The sequence below is a fragment of the Domibacillus indicus genome (assembly GCF_023715895.1).
Classification (GTDB): domain Bacteria; phylum Bacillota; class Bacilli; order Bacillales; family Domibacillaceae; genus Domibacillus; species Domibacillus indicus_A.
In genome coordinates this window covers 136,842-155,564 of sequence record NZ_JAMBOO010000004.1, presented here as the reverse complement: position 1 = coordinate 155,564, position 18,723 = coordinate 136,842, and the positions used below count along the sequence as shown (strand labels likewise).

General features: G+C 46.4%; 19 protein-coding genes. All 19 read right to left on the bottom strand.

Annotated features, from left to right (window positions below; all coding sequences use genetic code 11):
- Positions 1-4: 4 nt before the first annotated feature.
- Positions 5-307, bottom strand: a complete 303-nt coding sequence (locus M3221_RS09655; protein ID WP_251271343.1) for an urease subunit gamma — start codon at positions 305-307, stop codon at positions 5-7.
- A 182-nt stretch (positions 308-489) separates the two neighbouring features.
- Complete coding sequence (gene urtE / locus M3221_RS09650) at positions 490-1,188, bottom strand: urea ABC transporter ATP-binding subunit UrtE (protein ID WP_251271342.1); 699 nt, start codon at positions 1,186-1,188, stop codon at positions 490-492.
- The gene (gene urtD / locus M3221_RS09645; protein ID WP_251271340.1) at positions 1,182-1,934 is read right to left on the bottom strand and encodes an urea ABC transporter ATP-binding protein UrtD; all 753 of its coding nucleotides are present in this window, start codon (positions 1,932-1,934) and stop codon (positions 1,182-1,184) included. The genes urtE and urtD overlap by 7 nt, the downstream gene beginning before the upstream one ends.
- Entirely contained in the window at positions 1,909-2,976 is a 1,068-nt protein-coding gene (gene urtC, locus M3221_RS09640) for an urea ABC transporter permease subunit UrtC (protein WP_251271338.1), read from the bottom strand. The genes urtD and urtC overlap by 26 nt, the downstream gene beginning before the upstream one ends.
- A gap of 11 nt (positions 2,977-2,987) precedes the next feature.
- Entirely contained in the window at positions 2,988-3,890 is a 903-nt protein-coding gene (gene urtB / locus M3221_RS09635) for an urea ABC transporter permease subunit UrtB (protein ID WP_251271336.1), read from the bottom strand.
- A gap of 60 nt (positions 3,891-3,950) precedes the next feature.
- A complete protein-coding gene (gene urtA / locus M3221_RS09630) occupies positions 3,951-5,201 on the bottom strand; it encodes an urea ABC transporter substrate-binding protein (RefSeq protein ID WP_251271334.1) in 1,251 nt (416 codons plus the stop codon).
- Between the two features lie 586 nt (positions 5,202-5,787).
- Positions 5,788-6,099 carry an iron-sulfur cluster biosynthesis family protein gene (locus tag M3221_RS09625; RefSeq protein ID WP_251271332.1) on the bottom strand — a complete coding sequence of 104 codons (312 nt, stop codon included), beginning with the start codon at positions 6,097-6,099 and terminating at the stop codon, positions 5,788-5,790.
- Between the two features lie 72 nt (positions 6,100-6,171).
- The gene (locus tag M3221_RS09620; RefSeq protein WP_251271331.1) at positions 6,172-7,230 is read right to left on the bottom strand and encodes a DUF871 domain-containing protein; all 1,059 of its coding nucleotides are present in this window, start codon (positions 7,228-7,230) and stop codon (positions 6,172-6,174) included.
- Between the two features lie 54 nt (positions 7,231-7,284).
- Entirely contained in the window at positions 7,285-8,649 is a 1,365-nt protein-coding gene (locus M3221_RS09615) for a PTS transporter subunit EIIC (RefSeq protein ID WP_251271330.1), read from the bottom strand.
- 45 nt (positions 8,650-8,694) lie between these two features.
- Positions 8,695-9,549, bottom strand: coding sequence for a MurR/RpiR family transcriptional regulator (locus M3221_RS09610; RefSeq protein ID WP_251271329.1), 855 nt, complete (start codon positions 9,547-9,549; stop codon positions 8,695-8,697).
- A complete protein-coding gene (murQ, locus tag M3221_RS09605; RefSeq protein WP_396120268.1) occupies positions 9,546-10,457 on the bottom strand; it encodes an N-acetylmuramic acid 6-phosphate etherase in 912 nt (303 codons plus the stop codon). Before murQ ends, M3221_RS09610 begins: the two co-directional genes overlap by 4 nt.
- Positions 10,458-10,704: 247 nt before the next feature.
- A complete protein-coding gene (locus M3221_RS09600; protein WP_251271325.1) occupies positions 10,705-11,559 on the bottom strand; it encodes an HAD family hydrolase in 855 nt (284 codons plus the stop codon).
- An 89-nt stretch (positions 11,560-11,648) separates the two neighbouring features.
- The gene (locus M3221_RS09595) at positions 11,649-11,915 is read right to left on the bottom strand and encodes a phosphocarrier protein HPr (RefSeq protein WP_251271324.1); all 267 of its coding nucleotides are present in this window, start codon (positions 11,913-11,915) and stop codon (positions 11,649-11,651) included.
- Between the two features lie 144 nt (positions 11,916-12,059).
- Positions 12,060-12,695, bottom strand: coding sequence for a phosphoheptose isomerase family protein (locus M3221_RS09590; RefSeq protein WP_251271322.1), 636 nt, complete (start codon positions 12,693-12,695; stop codon positions 12,060-12,062).
- Positions 12,696-12,782: 87 nt separating this feature from the next.
- Entirely contained in the window at positions 12,783-13,637 is an 855-nt protein-coding gene (locus M3221_RS09585; protein WP_251271321.1) for a MurR/RpiR family transcriptional regulator, read from the bottom strand.
- Between the two features lie 129 nt (positions 13,638-13,766).
- On the bottom strand, positions 13,767-14,276 hold the full coding sequence (locus tag M3221_RS09580; RefSeq protein WP_251271319.1) for a DUF3231 family protein: 510 nt from the start codon (positions 14,274-14,276) through the stop codon (positions 13,767-13,769).
- A 97-nt stretch (positions 14,277-14,373) separates the two neighbouring features.
- Positions 14,374-15,858: a UxaA family hydrolase gene (locus M3221_RS09575; RefSeq protein WP_251271317.1), complete on the bottom strand. Its 1,485-nt coding sequence runs from the start codon at positions 15,856-15,858 to the stop codon at positions 14,374-14,376.
- Positions 15,827-17,290 (bottom strand): tagaturonate reductase, encoded by a 1,464-nt coding sequence (locus M3221_RS09570; protein WP_251271315.1) that lies wholly within the window; start codon positions 17,288-17,290, stop codon positions 15,827-15,829. Before M3221_RS09570 ends, M3221_RS09575 begins: the two co-directional genes overlap by 32 nt.
- The gene (uxaC, locus tag M3221_RS09565) at positions 17,259-18,704 is read right to left on the bottom strand and encodes a glucuronate isomerase (protein WP_251271764.1); all 1,446 of its coding nucleotides are present in this window, start codon (positions 18,702-18,704) and stop codon (positions 17,259-17,261) included. Before uxaC ends, M3221_RS09570 begins: the two co-directional genes overlap by 32 nt.
- Between the last annotated feature and the right edge of the window lie 19 nt (positions 18,705-18,723).

Sequence of the window (18,723 nt, the reverse complement as noted above, 5' to 3'; positions counted from 1 at the left end):
CTCCTCAACGTATCGGGTCATGGACAGTGACCAGTTTCGTGCCGTCCGGAAAGGTTGCTTCCACTTGAATATCATGAATCATCTCCGGAACGCCTTCCATTACATCCTCTCTTGATAGAATCGTTGTGCCAAACTGCATTAGCTCCGGCACGGATTTTCCGTCGCGCGCGCCTTCCATTACTTCGTACGTGATAAGCGCAATTGATTCCGGATAATTCAGCTTTAACCCTCTGTCTTTGCGGCGGCGTGCCAAATCAGCTGCCACAACAATCATTAACTTTTCCTGCTCGCGTGCCGTCAGTTTCATAAAAAACCCCTTCTTCCTTTTCTGCACACCCTTCATTTTACACGTTAAAAGATAAAGGTTTTGTTATTCATGTAATATTTTCTAACATAATTATAACTTTATTTCCAACAAAAAGGAATAAGAGCTGTTAGAAAATTTATTTTATTCATAAAAAAAAGAGGACGATTTGTCCTCATTTCGATTTAAATAATTAAATGTTGTTTTACGAGGTCTTTATGCACCGTATCCGTGATCCCTTCGCTTACTACCTTACCGTGATCCAAAATGTAATAATAATCAGCGCAGGCAAAAGCAAGGTCGAGGCTGTGCTCTACTAGAATAACACCCATTCCTTGCTTTGAAGCAATGTCGATGATCACCTCTTGAATAAGCTGCACGATTGATGGCTGAATTCCTTCCATTGGTTCATCCAAAAGAAGCATTTTAGGCCTGCCAACGATGGCTCTCGCAATTGCCAGCTGCTGTTGCTGGCCGCCGCTCAGGTCACCGCCTTTTCTATGAATCATTTCACTCAAAATGGGAAACCACTCGAATATTTCACCTGGCAGCTCCTTTCGTTCCTTCCTTGGCAGAGCTTCAAGACCCAATAATAAATTTTCCTCTACCGTTAAGGCTGAGAAAATTTCGCGTCCTTGTGGTACATACGCAATACCACTTCTCGCTCGAAATTCAGGAGCTTTCTTTTCTATTCTTTCATCCATCCACTTGATGGAACCGCCTGCCGGTTTAATCAGACCGGCAATCGTTTTAATCAGAGTAGATTTTCCAACTCCATTACGCCCAAGCACTGCTGTCACTTTCCCAATTTCCGCCTGAAGAGATACATCATTCAGCACCATGCTTTCATCGTACCCTGCCCGGATACCTTCTACTTTTAACACGCGCTGTCTCTCCTTCCGAGGTAAACTTCTGCCACTTGTTCATTTTGCTGAATTTCAGACATTGTCCCTTCACAAAGCACCCGGCCTTCATGCATAACCGTCACTTGTTTCGAAAAGTTTCGTACAAACTCCATGTCGTGCTCTACAATTAAAACCGCACAGGTCTTTGAAATGTCATGAATGAGTTCTCCCGTTTTATGGCGCTCAGTTTCACTCATCCCGGCGATCGGTTCATCCAGCAGCAAAATTTCCGGCTCCTGCATCAGCTGCATACCAATTTCAAGCCACTGCTTCTGACCATGCGCAAGTATCCCGGCCGGCTGGTGCCGCTGTTCGGTTAATCCAATACGGTGAAGCATGGCGTCCATCTTTTCTTCGTCTTCCCTTGTTAATTTGGCTCGCATGACTGCCCAGAGGCTTCTTTTTTGTTTAAGGGAAAGCTCAAGGTTTTCCAGCACAGTCAAATTGGTGAAAACGGAAGGTGCCTGAAACTTACGGGTAATACCGAGGCGTACAATTTCATGCTCCTGCAGTTTGCGAATGTTTTCTGTTTCCCGGTATACTACTTCACCATCATTTGCTTTTGTTTTTCCGCAAATCACATCAAGCAGTGTCGTTTTTCCAGCGCCATTTGGCCCGATTAAAAAGCGGACTTCCTGCGGATAAACGGTTAAATTAACTCCTTGAAGTGCCTGAAACCCGTTAAAAGAGACTTTCACATCACGACACGACAGAATCGGCTGCATCGGCAGTTCCTCCCTTTTGCTTGGATTTGATCCGCTTTTCATTCCACGAATTCACCGCGCCAACAATACCATTCGGTAAAAACATCACCATAATAATAAATAGAAGACCTAAAAAGATCGACCATATGTCAGGGTAAGACTCACTAAAAAAGCTTTTGGCACTGTTGACAATAATGGCCCCTAAAATAGCCCCAATCAATGAATGGCGGCCGCCTACCGCCACCCACAGCACCATTTCAATCGACGGGATAATCCCCATCATAGCCGGGGAAATAAGACCAACCTGTAAAACGAATAATGTGCCAGCAAGGCCTGCCAGTGCCGCAGACACGCTGTAAACAAACACTTTATAGGACGTTGGGTTAAATCCTAAAAAGCGCAATCTGTTTTCGCCGTCCCGCACGGCAGACAGCACCCGCCCTGCCCGGCTTTTTGTCAAGGCAGCAGCAAGAGCAAACGAGGCACCCAAAATCAGAACTGTCACCAAGTAAAGGGCAATCTGCACAAGCGGGGACGCCAATGAAAAACCAAGAAATGTAGTGAAATTCGTTAACCCGTTTGTGCCGCCGGTCCAATCCTGCTTCGCCACAAAAAGTGTTACAAACACCACAACGACAGCCTGGCTGATTAGGGAAAAATACACTCCCTTAATTCGATTTTTAAACGTTAAAAAACCAAGCATTGCCGCAAGCAGCGCCGGAATCAGCAAAGATGCACTAAGCGCAAAAACAGGATTTGAAAATGGCTGCCAAAATGACGGAAGAGCCGTTACGCCGCTCCATTCCATGAAGTCTGGCAGCGTCCCGCCCGCCGCCGCTTCAAGCTTTAAGTACATCGCCGTGCAATAAGCGCCGAGGCCGAAATAAACACCATGCCCAAGGCTTAAAATACCGGTGTACCCCCAGATGAGACAGATACCAAGGGCGACAAGTGCAAAACATAAAAACTTGCCTAAGAGTGCCAGACGAAATTCCGTTAAATAAAGAGGGCCTAAAAACAGCGCGATAAAAAAAAGCCAATAGCCCAGTTTTTTCTTATCCATTTTGTTCCCTCCTATTCCAATGACCGCGTGCGTGCTGAGAGCAGCCCGGCCGGTTTAAATTGTAAAAAGGCGATAATAGCTGCAAACACGATGACCTTTGCCATGGAGGCACCCGTCCAGAACTCAGCCACTGTGCCAAGCATACCAATGCTAAGTGCACCAAAAACAGTGCCGACCAAGCTTCCAATTCCGCCTAGAATAACAATCATAAAGGCATCGACTATATAATAGGTGCCAATTGTTGAACCAATTGGACCCAGAACCGTTAAGGCACATCCTGCAATTCCAGCAAGTCCTGAACCGATCGCAAATGCCGTCGCGTCCACTTTTTGAGTGGATACGCCCAGGCTTGATGCCATACTGCGATTCATTGTAACCGCACGCATTTTCCGTCCTGCTGCTGTTTTATCAAGGTATAAATAAAGAGCAATCATACAAATCACAGCAAGGGCGATGATAAATAAACGCTTATACGGAAAAACAGCACCCGCGACTGTTAACCCGCCGTCAAGCCAGGCCGGTGCCGTGACTGCGACATTTGGTGCGCCGAAGATGGACCGTGCCACCTGCTGTAAAATTAAACTGACCCCCCACGTGGCCAGCAGGCTGTCAAGCGGTCTGTGATATAAAAAACGGATAAGCATTTTTTCAAGAACAAAGCCAAGGAGAGCACCAATTAAAAATGAGAGCGGAATCGCTGCGATATAGTAATAATTAAATAGTGCCGCTGGAACATAATGTGAAAACGCCTGCTGGACCACATAAGTTGTATATGCCCCAGCCATAATAAACTCTCCGTGCGCCATATTAATCACGTTCATTAATCCAAATGTGATAGCCAGCCCAAGGGCGATTAAAAGCAAAATAGAGCCAAGACTAATCCCGTTAAACAGCTGTGTAGCCACGACTGTCATGTAGTTCACTCCTTTTTAAAAAACAAATAAGGGAGAAGTTTCCTCCCTTATTTGTACCGATTAATTTAGTCCTTTTGCCCAAGAATACGTTTCTAAATACGGATCCGGTTTAACAGGCTCGCCTGAGTTCCATACTTCCTTAAACTGGCCGTCTGCTTGAATTTCACCAATGCGGGCAGTTTTGTACGTATGCTGGTTATCCCCATCAATGGTGACCGTTCCGCCCGGCGCTTTAAATTCAATGCCGCCTGCCGCTTTTTTCACTGCATCAACATCAAAGGATCCGGCTTTTTCAACGGCAGCTGCCCATAAATAAACGGCATTATACGCTGCTTCAATTGGATCACCGGTTACACGATCATCTCCGTATGCTTTCTTGTAAGCCGTAACGAACTTTTTATTTTCCGGCGTATCAGTTGTTTGGAAATAATTCCATGCCGCATAATGTCCTGTTAAAATATCCGTCCCAATGCCGCGAATTTCTTCCTCCGCAATACTGACAGACAGAACTGTAATATCATCCGCTGTAATTCCCGCATCCTTCAGCTGTTTAAAAAAGGCAACGTTGCTGTCTCCATTCAGCGTGTTATAGATGACTTCTGGGTTTTTTTCTTTGATTTTACTGATCAGTGTACTGTAATCAGTGTGGCCAAGCGGTGTATATTCTTCACCTACTAGAGTGCCGCCTTCCGCTTTAAGTTGTGCTTTGATTTCTTTGTTTGCTGTGCGTGGAAACACGTAATCAGAACCGATTAAGAAAAAAGATTTTCCTTTGTTTTCAAGAAGCCATGTCACAGACGGAACAATTTGCTGATTCGTTGTGGCTCCTGTATAAAAAATATTCGGTGAAGACTCCATTCCCTCATACTGTACAGGATACCAGAGCAGGCCGTTATTCTGTTCGAATACAGGCAGCATCGCTTTTCGGCTCGCAGATGTCCAGCCGCCGAAAACAGTTGCGACTTCATCTTTCTGCAAAAGCTTTTTTGCTTTTTCGGCGAATGTCGGCCAGTCTGAAGCCCCATCTTCAACGACCGGCTCAATCTGCTTGCCAAGAACACCGCCTTTTGCGTTAATTTCCTCAATAGCCATTAATTCTGCATCCCGAAGTGACACTTCACTGATTGCCATCGTTCCGCTTAATGAATGAAGCACACCTACTTTTACCGTATCCCCTTCTGTATTAGCCGCAGGCTTTTCTTTTTCCTCATTTAAAGCACTTGAAGCTGCACAGCCGCTTAATGCAAGTGCAGCTGCCGAAACTGCTGCGATAATGGTTTGTTTGCCCCAGAATCTTTTCGTCCCTATCATATAAGCACCCCTTAAAATAATGTCACAACTTTTTATCTAAAAAGGAAAGCGGATAAATCTGTTATGTATGGTTTTGAAATCAACCTCTTTTATCGCCTCCTAAAAAAGAATTTCCTATCAATGTTTGAAAAAGGAATAAAAAACATATAATTCCATGTGAGATCTAACTATATATTCATACTTTTCAGTTTATTTGTCTGAACTTTTGTTAGATTATGTAACAAAAAAAGATCTTTCAAAAGAAAGACTCCAAACCGTAGACAAATAAAATTGGTTGCCAAAGGACCTCTTTGCTTCTTTTTCATGCAAGGAGTGCGGGCGGTTGGGATGAGAACCGGTAAGGTGTGGGGCGTCGCCTGTGCAATTGGCCAAAACTGCATAGCCTGACAAATCCAATTGCCCCTATCACTAAAGCCGGAAAAAGTGGATATGGATATACCGTTTTGGCCGGCTTCCCCTATCGGCTCTTTTTAAGAAGCGACATTGCCCGAAAAGTCCCCGCCTCGTTTTCGGCAATGGAAGTTTTCATAAAGAAAGACTGCCGACTTTGTCGACAGTCTTAAAAATTTCTCAGAGAAAGATCTTTTTATGCCCGCTCTAATTTTAAATTGTAACGGTAGGTTTCTTCGGCTGATGTCAGCTTGTAACCCATCGCCGGGTTAAAGTCGAGTGCAATGTGGTCATGGAGATTTTCCTGGCTTTCTTTTGAAACAAGAAACGGAATGCCTGAGACGGTAAACAAATCATCGCCTTCTTTTTTACGATCGATTCGCAAATGATATTCGGATGCAATCGAACAGCTGCCGATAAAAATCGATTCAATCCGGACTCCTTCGTTTTCTCCAAACTCATACTTTTTCAGTTCTGCTACAGCGGCCGGCTTTACATTAATATTCATATCCATCACCTCCCTTTTCTTTTCCCCAGAACGCAAAGAAAAAATCATCGGTGGCGGGGCAAGAACCGCTTATTATTCCCAGTGAATGATAAAGCGCCCGCCCGGCCCTACAAACGAAAGCAGCGGCAGGTCTTCCGCCATGATTCTGCCAATCACATTTACTTTTTCATCGGCCGGCAGGTCATTCAGCGTAATTTGCATTTCCCCGGCATAGCGTAAATACCGTTTGTTGTCGACGGTAACCGTTCCTCTCGGCCGCTCAATCGTCTGAAAAGGCTCTACTGTTTTGTCACCGATTTGAGCAAACCCTCTTGATTCAACGGAACGAATACAATCTCTTGCCGGGTCCGGCCGGTTCGTTTGAACGTCCGCATAAAGAGTGACATCCGTAAATGGTTTTGCCCGCAGCGGAATACATTCGTCCTCCTCGAAACACTTAAACTGCCGGAAGGCTTCATCTGACAAGCCCGGATCACCAATCAATACTTTTTGCGTATGCAGCTGACGGATCAGCTCAAGCGCCGCCCCAAAAGGCGCCCGGTTCCGGTGCTTCTCTAATGTAGGCAGTCCCTGAAACAGCGGGCCCCGCTTATGGCGGTCCCCCGGAACAAACGCCATGGTACTCAAACCGAGCGAAAGGAGCCACTTATTTTTTTCTTCTATGTAGGCTTCTCCAAGTCCTGTTTCCGGACGCGGATAAAAATTATGCCACGCTTCGATGCGGCTGATATCCGCTCCTGCCGAAAGAATATCTTCGTATTCACGCTGGGTCAGCGTACTGGCATTGAGTGCTATGTTCATCCTTTTAGAAAGATCCGCAATCGTCTTTCCGGCAATGCCATAATCTACGCGCAGCCCGGTAACGCCCCATTCAAGCAGCTCTTCGGCCCGGTCCATAGACAAGCCAATTTTCTCAAGCGATGCGGGAGAAACATCCGCAAAAAGCGCCATCCCTGTTTCCCGGGCGAGCCTGGCAAGCTGGCGGAACCGGCCGCAAAGCTGTGAGGCATCATCTTCGGGAATATGCAGCGATGTAAATACCCACTTAAAGCCATGCTGCTTTGCTTTCTTTACATACTGCTCTTGCTTTTCTCCGATGTCTTCATTTAAATAAACTGAAATTCCAAACATGCGCATCCTCCTTATGTAAAAAGCGCAGAAGAGAGTCTCTGCGCTTTGCTTTCTTCATTCATCAAACTCTTTGGCCATTTCATCTTTGAAGCCGAACAAATACGTAAACGCAAAACCGGCCGCATACGCGATAACAAGTCCGGCTAAATACAATAAAATTTGATGCGGAAGAACAATAAACGAAAGCGGCAGGCCGGAAACCCCGATCGCACTCGTGGCAATGTTGAAGTATGCTTGAAACGCGCCGCCAATACCTGCACCGAGGCAGGCGGTCAAAAACGGTCTTCCGAGCGGCAGCGTTACGCCGAAAATAAGCGGCTCGCCGATGCCGAGCATGCCGGAAGGAAGAGATCCCCCTATCGCCCGCTTTAATCGTTTTTTCTTTGTTTTCATATAAATCGCAAAGGCAGCGCCCACCTGGCCGGCTCCACCCATGGCCAAAATAGGAAGAAGCGGATCATCGCCGATGGAATTAAGCAGTTCCAGGTGAATCGGTGTCAGCCCTTGATGTAGGCCGGTTACCACGAGCGGCAGAAATGTTGCGCCAAGTACAAAGCCAGCGACAATTCCGCCTATATCTAAAACAGCCAGCAGACCGTTTGTAATCGCGTCAGAAATAAAACCGCCGATCGGCATAAAAATCACATACGTGACAATACCAGTAATTAACAGCGCAATCGTTGGCGTCACGATAATATCGAGCGACTGTGGCACCCCTTTACGAATCCAGCGCTCTACATAAGCGATGAAAATAGCGGCAAACAAAATTCCAATCAAGCCGCCGCGGCCCGGCACCAATGCTTCTCCAAACAATGTAACGCCTTCAATCGCCGGATTGATGACCAAAATGCCGGCCAGCGCACCAAGGGCAGGTGATCCGCCAAACTCTTTTGCTGCATTTAAGCCGACTAAAATGCCAAGGTAAGCAAACAAGCCGCTGCCAATCGCTGTTAAAAGAAGGGCGGTTTGTGAATCAGCCGCCAGCCATCCTGCTTGAATAATTGCTTTCGATATACCTGTAATCAGTCCGGATGCCACGAGTGCCGGAATAAGCGGAATAAAGATACTCGATATTTTACGCAAAAACAGCTTAAACGGCGTGGCGTTTTTTTCTTTTAATTCTGCTTTTACGGCAGCTGCACGGTCTCTCAGCATCTTTCCATCTGACGCATCCATGATTTTGCTAAACTCTTCTGCGACTTTATTGACTTTCCCCGGTCCTAGAATCACTTGAATCGTTTCTTCTTCGACCACTCCGAAAACCCCGTCAATTTTTTTAATCGCCTCTGTATTTACACGCTCATGATCTACTGGTGTTACTCTCAGCCGCGTCATGCAGTGGGTAAAAGATTCGACATTATCCGGCCCGCCTAAACAATCGGAAATTTGCTGTGCGATCATTTTATTTTCGTTTGTCATCCCCGCTCACCCTTTCCCCGTATTTCAACCCTTTGTTTCCCCTTTTTATTTTGATTCCTTTAAAAAGCCGATCGCTTCTCTTGAACGATCAATATACTGTACCGTTTGATCAAATTCTTTTGTTGCCACACCCATAAATAACACATCAATCACAAACAATTGAGCAAAGCGTGAAGCAGTGGCAGCGCTCCTAAGCGGTGCTTCGCTTGATGCAGATGTAAATAAGTTGATATCTGCCAGGGACGCAGCGGTAGACGATCCATACTTGGTTAAGCTGATCGTTTTGACTCCCCGCTTTTGGGCGAGAGACAGGAGACGTGCGACTTCCTGCGTTTCTCCTGAAAACGAAATACCCAAAAGCACATCATCCGCTTCCGCATTGGCAATCAGGGAAGCAACTAAATGTGTATCGGTAAAAGCCGTTGCGTTTTTGTGAATGCGCAGCAGTTTTTGCTGGGCATCCATCGCAATTAAGCTCGAAGCGCCGATACCAAAACAGTGAACCGTTTTCGCTCCCGCCAGGGCCTCGACTGCCGCCTCCATTTGCCCGTAATCCATCAATTCAGCTGTATCCGTTAAGCTTTGAATCCCATTGCTCAATGTTTTCTGTGTAATACCCGCAAGCGTTTCGCCGCTTTCAATGTCCCGGTATCCTGTTTCCGGTACTTTCACTAAATCACCGGCGACCCGGACTTTTAACTCCTGAAACCCTTTAACCCCCATTGATTTGCATAAGCGAATCACTGCCGCGCTGCTTGAGCCAGCCATTTGGCTGATTTCGCTTGCTGTAGCATGCAGTAGTTTTTCAGGCTGCTCCAAAATAAACTGGGCGACTTTTTTTTCTGAAGGAGGCAGCTGGGGCAAAATGCTCCGCAGCCTGTTTAATCCCCCGGTGGTCATCGGCTGCTTCCTCCGCGTGCGCCCCCCATTTTAACGGCTCTGCGCACATATCCTTCCGCTTTTGTTAACAGCTCTTTAGCTTCTTCGAATGGCACGCCGCATTCGAGCATCACAATCGCTGTTTTCACTTCGTTTCCAGCTGCATCGAGTGTTTCTTCTGCCTGCTTTTTGGAAACGCCTGTTACCCGGACAATTGTGTGAACCGCTCTTTGTCTCAGCTTTACATTGCTCACGCGTACATCGACCATTAAATTTTCAAACGCTTTGCCCATTTGCAGCATGGAAGCCGTCGAAATCATATTTAAAATCATTTTTTGTGCTGTGGCTGCTTTCAAGCGTGTAGATCCCGTTAACACTTCCGGTCCGACCACGACCTCGATTGGCTGATCAGCATACGCGCTGATTTGGGCGTTTTTATTGCAGGAAATAGCAGCTGTTTTGGCACCGATTTCCCGGGCATACGCGAGGCCGCCCTTTACGTAAGGGGTCCTGCCGCTTGCTGCTAATCCAACGACTGTATCCCTTTCTGTTAATCCGCGGCTTTGGAGGTCCTGCCGGCCGGCGGCTTCATTATCTTCTGCTCCTTCAACCGCTTTTACAAAGGCATGTTCACCTCCCGCGATAAGGCCCTGCACCATTTGGGGCGGTGTGCTGAACGTTGGCGGGCACTCAACCGCATCGAGCACACCGAGACGGCCGCTCGTTCCAGCGCCCATATAAAAAAGACGGCCTCCTTTCTGAAACGATTGAAGCACAAAGCCAACAACCTGCTCGATGTCGGGAAGCACTTCCTTGACAGCTTCTGCCACGCCATGGTCTTCCTCGTTCATCATGGTTAAGATCGTTTTTGTATCTGCTGTGTCTATCTGCATGGTACGGCTGTTTCTTGACTCGGTCGTCAGCTGCATTAGCTTTTCTTCCAACCAAATCCCTCCTCCTGAATAATGCCACCATTGTAACCGCTTTGATTTTATATTTCAATATTTTTTAATAATTATGAAATAATATTTTAAAAAAGACATAAAACCTTTGAGAATATCCACAAAGGTTTTATGTCTTTTTGACAATAGCTTTCGCTGGTGAAGATAGCCAGGCGGATTTAGCGCCTGCCCCATAGAAAAGTCTGCCGGCTTATCGGCTCTCCAGCTTGAACCTTTATTGCATTAAAAAATCGATCGCTTCTCCAATGCCGTTTTCATCATTTGAGGCGGTTACGTGCTGTGCCGCGGCCCTAACGGCTGCCGGCGCGTTGCCCACGGCAATACCGATCCCCGCACATTGAAACATCGAGATATCATTAAAATTATCACCAATGGCGGCTGTTTGGGAAAGCGGTACGCCAAGCCGCAGGGCAAGATCCTTTAAAGCACTGCCTTTCGTTGCACCGCGAGGCGAAATTTCTAAATTCATATAATTGGAGCTGCTGGCTGCTTCCACATCCGGCAGGCTTGTTTTAATTTTTTGTTCAATCTCCCGAAAATTGCCCGTTTCACTAAAAATGGCCATTTTCGAAACATCCGGATGGTTTTCGAGCCACTGACTAATGTCCGGTGTCACTCGCACCCGGCATTCCTCTAAATATGCGTTTCGCCGTTCCTGCAAGCCGCCTGTTTGAACGAGCGGAAGAATATTTTGGTCTGCCCATTTCTCATTCCAGCGGTTCTTCTCTGGTACAATCAAGTCGTTTCCTTCATATAAATGAACGCATATGTTTTCCTCTTCGCAAAATGAGACAAATTGCTTTAAACCTGCATAAGAGAAGGTTTTTTGACTGAGCAATTCGCCTTTTTCATCGTGAAGCACTGCACCATTCAATGAAATAATAGGTGTTTTCAGACCGAGCGTCTCACCAACCCAGCGCGTGGCCAGCGGCGTCCGTCCGCTGCAAATGACGACCTGGCCGCCTCGCTCTTCAAAGGAACGGATCGCACGGATTGATCGCTGATCAATTTCTTTTTCTTCATTTAAAAGTGTCCCATCCAAATCAATCGCAATCAGTGAGTAAGCCATTTCATTTCCTCCACATTTCGATTTTTATGTATGAAAAAACGGAAAGAAGGGACTCTTCTTTCCGTTTTAAGAGAAGACTTGGGCAAAAATTATTCGCCAAGACCTTGAGTTTTAATTGTTTCGCCTACAGCTTCGATTGCTTGATCTTCGTCAGCACCAGCAGCTGTTACTGTGATAGACGCGCCTTTTGGAATACCAAGAGACATAACGCCCATGATTGATTTTAGGTTTACTGTTTTGCCGTTGTACTCAAGGTTTACATCTGAGCTGAATTTTGAAGCTGTTTGAACAAGTACTGTAGCCGGACGAGCGTGGATACCTGTTTCATCTGTAATTGTAAATGTTTTTTGTGCCATGTTAAGAAAACTCCTTTGTCGTTAAAATTGTACGCTTTTTCTATTATAAAATAAACTGCACACAAATACCACTAAAGTGCTGTCGCATTTTAGCGTAAAACAAAAATCCCTGCTTTTTCTTGTCTCATTGAAAAAAACAGAGAATTAAAAGGAAATTTCTTTTAACTCGTATTGGAGAATATACGTTGACGCTGCCTGTGACACAAGACGGATAAACAGGTTTTGCAGCCATGCCCGCTGGAAGGCGGTTGAATGTTGATCCAAATCCAGCTTTATATTGATATTGGCCGGTATTTTCTCCTCTGGTTCTTGGCCAAGCAGAATACTTGCTGTCATCGCACCGCTTTTTCGTGCGTATCTTAAGCTGCTCTCCGTATAAGAGGGTGCCTCTGCCGCAAAGCAAATGACCATATCACGAGGTCCAGCCTGAAGCTCGTTTAAATCCATTCGTGCTAAAAGCTCATTTTTGCCCGATTTTGGGCAGTATTTTTTTCCAACACTATAATTTTGCAGTCTCAATGGTCCGTTTAAATCGGTTATATGAATACGCTCACTTGCTCGAGGAGTCAGATAAATTAATCGTCCGTTTTTTTGAATCGTTTGAATGGCCGCGATCACCAATTTGTGAATCGAACTCATTTCTTCTTTTATGCTTTTGAACATGATGGAATCGTTTATTTGACCTGAGTGTAACAGTTCGTTGATGTGACGGAAACAGTCAAATGTGTCTTCATCTGCCACTTGCTTAACATCTTGTACGGTTTGCATTTTATCACTCATTTCTCTTGAAGCGTCCCAAATTCTATTATACGCCGGAGAAATAAAAATACAATTTTTTCAGCACATTTTGTGAAATTTTATTTTTTATTATTTTTTTAATTTTGAAACAGCTTCAGATGCTTTTGCATATGGCTCCTCTACATAAGAACCAATTTGATGAAAAACCGCTACATAAAGAGCATCAATCATATTCATCTGAACGGTTCTGGAAGCAATGCTCCCAATCCGCTTTTCATGCTCCACCATTGGCGTTCCAAGGACAATATCCGCTTCTTTGTACAAAACCGATTTACCAACAGTGGTAATAGCGACGACGGTCGCGCCTCTTGATTGAGCAAAACGGGCGAGCTCAATAACGTCTTTTGTTTTGCCCGATGTGCTGATTGCGATCAACACATCTCCCTCCTGCATATGGGCAGCCATCGAAAGTGAAAAATGAAAATCTGGCGTCATGACCGCATGGAAGCCAAGCTTCGCAAATTTATAGTGTCCGTCAACGGCCGCAGCAGCAGAACCGCCTACTCCATAAAATAGGATCATTTTCGATTGAAGCAATGCCTGGACAGCTTTAGGCAGCTCCCGCTTATCCAATGCTGAAAGGGCGGCGTCAAGCGCACCCCGGTTCACGTGGGTGACTTTGTTAAACAGCTCATAGGGCGAATCTTTAGACTGCAGCAATGAAAAGTCATTAACACTCATGGATGTATTCGACAATTCTTTGACGAGTGTTAATTTAAACGTTTTGTAGCTTCCAACCCCAATCGTTTTGCAGAACCGGATGACCGTTGCTTCACTGACTTCCGCCCTTTTCGATAACTCCCCTGTCGTCATGTTCGGTACAAGGTGGGCATTGCTTAAAATAAAGGACGCTACTTTTTGTTCTGCTGTACTCATTTCACTGCTTTGAAGTTTTATTTTTTCCAGCATCGATGTTCCGCTCATTCGGCCCCTCCTGAATGTGTTGTCCTTATCTTATCGGACAGGCTTAAAAAGCGTCAATTGGTGCTGGCACAATTGGTTCTATTTTCAGAAAAAAAGCAGGACTGTCTGGATAACAGTCCTGCTTTTTCACTATGCATTTACGTGGCTCATATGAAGGGGCGGCACGACAAGCCAGCCTTTTTCTTTTAAAAGCCGTAAGTTGGTCTGGCCAAGTTTCGCTTTGGCTGTGTGAAACTCTCCGAACATCATCGCAATGTCCTCACGAATACACTGCGCCATTGCCTGGCTGTGCGATGTTAAGCCCATGCCGATATCCTTTCCGATCATCGACGCAATTTCCGGATCTTGAATACGCGCCCCCGGCGGAATGCTTTCAAGATCCGCATGCGGACGTTCAGGAGGCTCCGGCGGGATCGCTACGCCGTTTTCTCTTAAAATTTCATCCAGGCCTGCCATTTCCGCGCGTGCCAATGTTAAGCCTTCCTCAATCACTCTCTTTAAATCGCCATCACCGGCATGGTTTAACATCGTGCTGTAAAAAGCGGCTGCGCTTTTAGCGGCCAGGGAGCCTGCCCAGACAGCAGCTACTTCACCGTAATGCAGCGGCTCGTCTTTTGGATTTCCACTTAAAATACCCATCGTATCCCTCCATCAAAGTAGATAGTGTGTGCTTGTCTGCACACGACTAGTATTTTGAAGTGGAAGCCATCCTATTCAGAAAGTTCGGGACTGTCCCTTACAGCGTTACGCCTGTTTTAAAAATAGCGAGCTCGCGGAAATTATTCCTTTCATTATTCACCCATTCACCGCTTGCTACCCGGATAATATATTGAATAAAATCCTCAAGGACCAGGTCTGCTGATACGTCTTCAATCAGCGCTCCGGCATTGTAGTCAATCCAATGACGCTTTTTCTCGTAAAGCGGTGTGTTTGTAGCGATTTTTACCGTCGGCACAAATGAGCCAAATGGGGTACCGCGCCCTGTTGTAAAAAGAACCATCTGACAGCCGGATGCCGCTAAAGCGGAAGACGCCACCAAGTCATTTCCAGGAGCGCTTAATAAATTCAGCCCCTGCTTTTTCAAGCGGCCTCCATACGGAAGCACATCCACGATTGTCGATGTGCCGGCTTTTTGCGTGCAGCCGAGTGACTTATCTTCAAGTGTTGTGATGCCGCCTGCTTTATTGCCTGGCGATGGATTTTCATATACTGGCTGGTTGTGATCGATAAAATACTGCTTAAAATCGTTGATCAGCCCGACAATCTTCTTGAACACTTCCTCATTTTCGGCACGCTCCATCAGAATTGTTTCAGCTCCGAACATTTCTGGCACTTCTGTTAGCACGGTCGTGCCGCCCTGGGCAGTGAGAAAGTCAGAAAACCGGCCCAGGAGCGGGTTGGCGGTAATACCGGAAAACCCGTCTGACCCTCCGCACTTTAAGCCAATTTTAAGCTCAGAAAGCGGTACTTCCTCCCGGTGATCGCGCTTTGCGGCTTCCCAGATAGCGTGCAGGCATTTCACCCCTGCCTCCACTTCATTTTCTACGTCCTGTGAAAGGAGAAATTGAACACGGCCTCCATCATACTCACCGAGTGAATCGCGCAGCTCATTAATATTGTTGTTTTCGCAGCCAAGCCCAAGCACCAGCACTCCACCTGCATTTGGATGGACAATGGCGTCTGCTAATATTTGTTTTGTCTGGGCATGGTCATCCCCAAGCTGAGAGCACCCGTAATTATGTTTTAAAACGAGCACATTTTCAAAAGGTGTAATATCTCCGCCCCGTTCCTGCTTAAACTGCTCAATGATCAGGTCGGCAATACCGTTTACACAGCCGACCGTTGGGACAATCCAGAGCTCGTTACGAATACCGACACTTCCATTGGCACGCTTGTAGCCTTTAAAAACCGCTGTTGATCGTTTAAATGGATTATCGTTTAATTTTTGTGTAAAGGTATAGGTCTGAATATCGTTTAAATTGGTTTTCACATTATGCGTATGAATAATGCTCCCCCTTTTAATGGGTTTTGTGGCATGCCCAATCGGAAAACCGTATTTAACAACGTTGTTATTTTCTTCGATATCCTGCAGCGCAATTTTATGTCCTCGGGCTGCGTCCTCTAAGAGCTCTACACCTGATTCGATGCGTGTCCCTTTTGGCAAATCCCGAAGCGCTACAGCGACACTATCACGACCGTTGATGATCAGCGTATCTTTCACCGTGTGCACCTGCTTTCTTTAACGTATCGATGACGCCGCTGCGTTCAATGTGAATCGCAAAACGGGCTGTTTGGTCTGCCAGGCCGGAGATACGGTTTAAATCCTGGCCCCACAGCGCTTCATATCCGATCACATTTCGCACAAGCTCTTCAATGGCTTCATCTGTACCATTACATGCACGCCATTGATCGCGGAAAAAATCGACGATATATGCTTCATCCGTTTCACTTTTTTTGTATACATGAATCCAGGCAGCAAGGGCAAGCGCCATCCGCTGAGGCACTTCACCAAATGCTTCTGCATACTTGATCAGTACCGGCACATTTCTCGTTTTAAATTTCGGTATCGCATTCAAAGCAATGCTTTTCACATAATGTTGAACAAACGGATTGGCAAACCGGCTCAATACTTCATGTGCAAAGGCGGTTGTTTCTTTCTCCGGCAGCCCAATCGCCGGGATAATTTCCTCGAAAATAAGCTCTTCAACAAAAGCATTTGTATCGCTGTTCGTCACGGTTTCTTTTACCGTTTCGATTCCTGAAAGCAGCGCAATCGGCGTTAACGCAGTGTGTGCTCCGTTCAAGATAAACACTTTGCTTAACCGGTACGGAGCCAGGTCCTCCACCACTTTTACATTCAATCCGGCCGCATGAGCTGGAAACTCTTCCTCCAGCCAGCCAGGTCCTTCGATCGCCCATAAGTGATAATGCTCACCGACAGTCATCAACTGGTCTTCAAAGCCAAGCTCCCTTTCCAGCTCTTCTCCATCCTCTTTTGGATAGCCCGGCACAATCCGGTCGACCAAGCTGTTGCAAAATGTATTCGCTGTCTCCACCCATTCCGCGAAGATTTCGCCGAGCTGCCATGCTTTTGCGTAACGCAGCACCATTTCTTTTAACACTGCACCATTTCGGTCAATCAGTTCACACGGAATGATCACGAGCCCTTTGTCGGAATCTCCATTAAAATGGGTAAACCGTTTCCATAACAACGCTGTTAATTTACCTGGAAAACTGTTTTGCGGGCGGCTCTCCAGCTCGTCTTCCTCGTCAAACGCGATGCCGGCTTCGGTTGTGTTAGAGACGACAAACCGGAGATCCGGGCTCTTTGCCAGCGCCATATACTCGTCGTATTGGTCGTGTACATTCAGCGCCCGGCTGATCGATTCGATTACTTCATTCCGGCGCACGGCTCTGCCGTCCAGCATTCCCTGGAGAAAAAGGCTGTACAGCCCGTCCTGCTCATTGATCACATCAGCGGCACCACGTTTAGTGGATTGGACAACTACCACACTGCCGTTAAAATCTGTTTCTTTATTCATACGGTGAATCATCCAGTCGGTAAATGCTCTTAAAAAATTGCCTGTGCCAAATTGAAGCACCCGTTCTGGATATTCTGTTTTACCGTGCGCTGTTTTGGTTAGACGCTGCAAGAAGTCCGCCCCCTTTTTCATCTAAGCCGAAGTCAAAATAAGCGGCCGCGTTTTCAAAGCAAATCCCTTTAACAATTCCGCCAAGAAGGTCCATATCATTCGGGACTTCCCCCTGCTCGGCCCACGTACCGATTAAATCACAGACAAGACGACGGAAGTATTCATGGCGTGTGTAGGACAAAAAGCTGCGTGAATCCGTCAGCATGCCGATAAACTGGCTGAACAAGCCAAGATTGGCCAGCGCCTTCATTTGATCAAGCATTCCGTCCTTCTGGTCATTAAACCACCAGGCCGTCCCAAACTGAATTTTGCCTGGTACGCCGCCTCCCTGGAAGCTGCCTGTTACACTGGCAATTGTATAGTTGTCTTTCGGATTTAAAGAATACAGCACTGTTTTTGGCAGGCTGCCCTTCCTCTCAAGAGCGTCCAGCAGCCCGACAAGCGGCTTTGCGAGCGGCTCATCATTCATGCTGTCATAGCCCGTATCAGGGCCGAGGCGTCCGAACATGCGCTCATTGTTATTGCGGTGGGCATGCATATGATACTGCATCACCCAGCCTCGTTTGGCGTACTGCTCACCAAGGAATGTCAGCGTGTATGTTTTGTACTTTGCTTCTTCTTCAACGGATACCTTTTCGCCATTTAACGCTTTTTTGAAAATGGCACCGGCTTCTTCCTGCGTAGTCTCAGCGAACATCACCTGGTCGAGTGCGTGGTCGGATACTCGTCCGCCCGTTTGGTGGAAAAAGTCAATTCTGGCTTCGAGCGCTTTTAAAAATGCGTCGTAGCTGTCGATGTGTATACCTGCTGATTCTGAAAGTGCCGCCGTCCAATCCTTAAAACTGTCACGGTTAAGTTCAAGGCCTTTATCCGGACGGAATCCCGGCACGACCTTTACATCAAAATCACCTTCTTCTAACAGCTTTTGGTGGTACTCGAGCGAATCAGCCGGATCATCCGTTGTACAAACGACTTTTACGTTGGAGTTCCGGATCAAGTCACGCGCACCCATGCGCCCACTTGCCAGCTGCTCGTTTACCTTTTCCCAAATGGCCGGTGCGCTTTTTTCATTTAATAGCTCGTGAATGCCAAAGAACCGCTGCAGTTCAAGGTGTGTCCAGTTGTAAAGCGGGTTGCCGATTGTCATGGGAACCGTCTTTGCCCAGGCAAGAAACTTATCGTAGTCATCAGCGTCTCCCGTAATATGTGACTCCTCTACCCCATTTGCCCGCATAAGCCTCCATTTGTAATGATCCCCATACAGCCATGCTTCCGTTATATTAGCAAACTGCTTGTTTTCATAAATTTCTTTTGGGCTTAAATGGCAGTGATAATCGATAATCGGCATTCCTTTAGCGTAATCCTCATACAATGTAACCGCTATCTTATTGGTCAATAAAAATTGATCATCCATAAATGCTTTCACGTTTCCC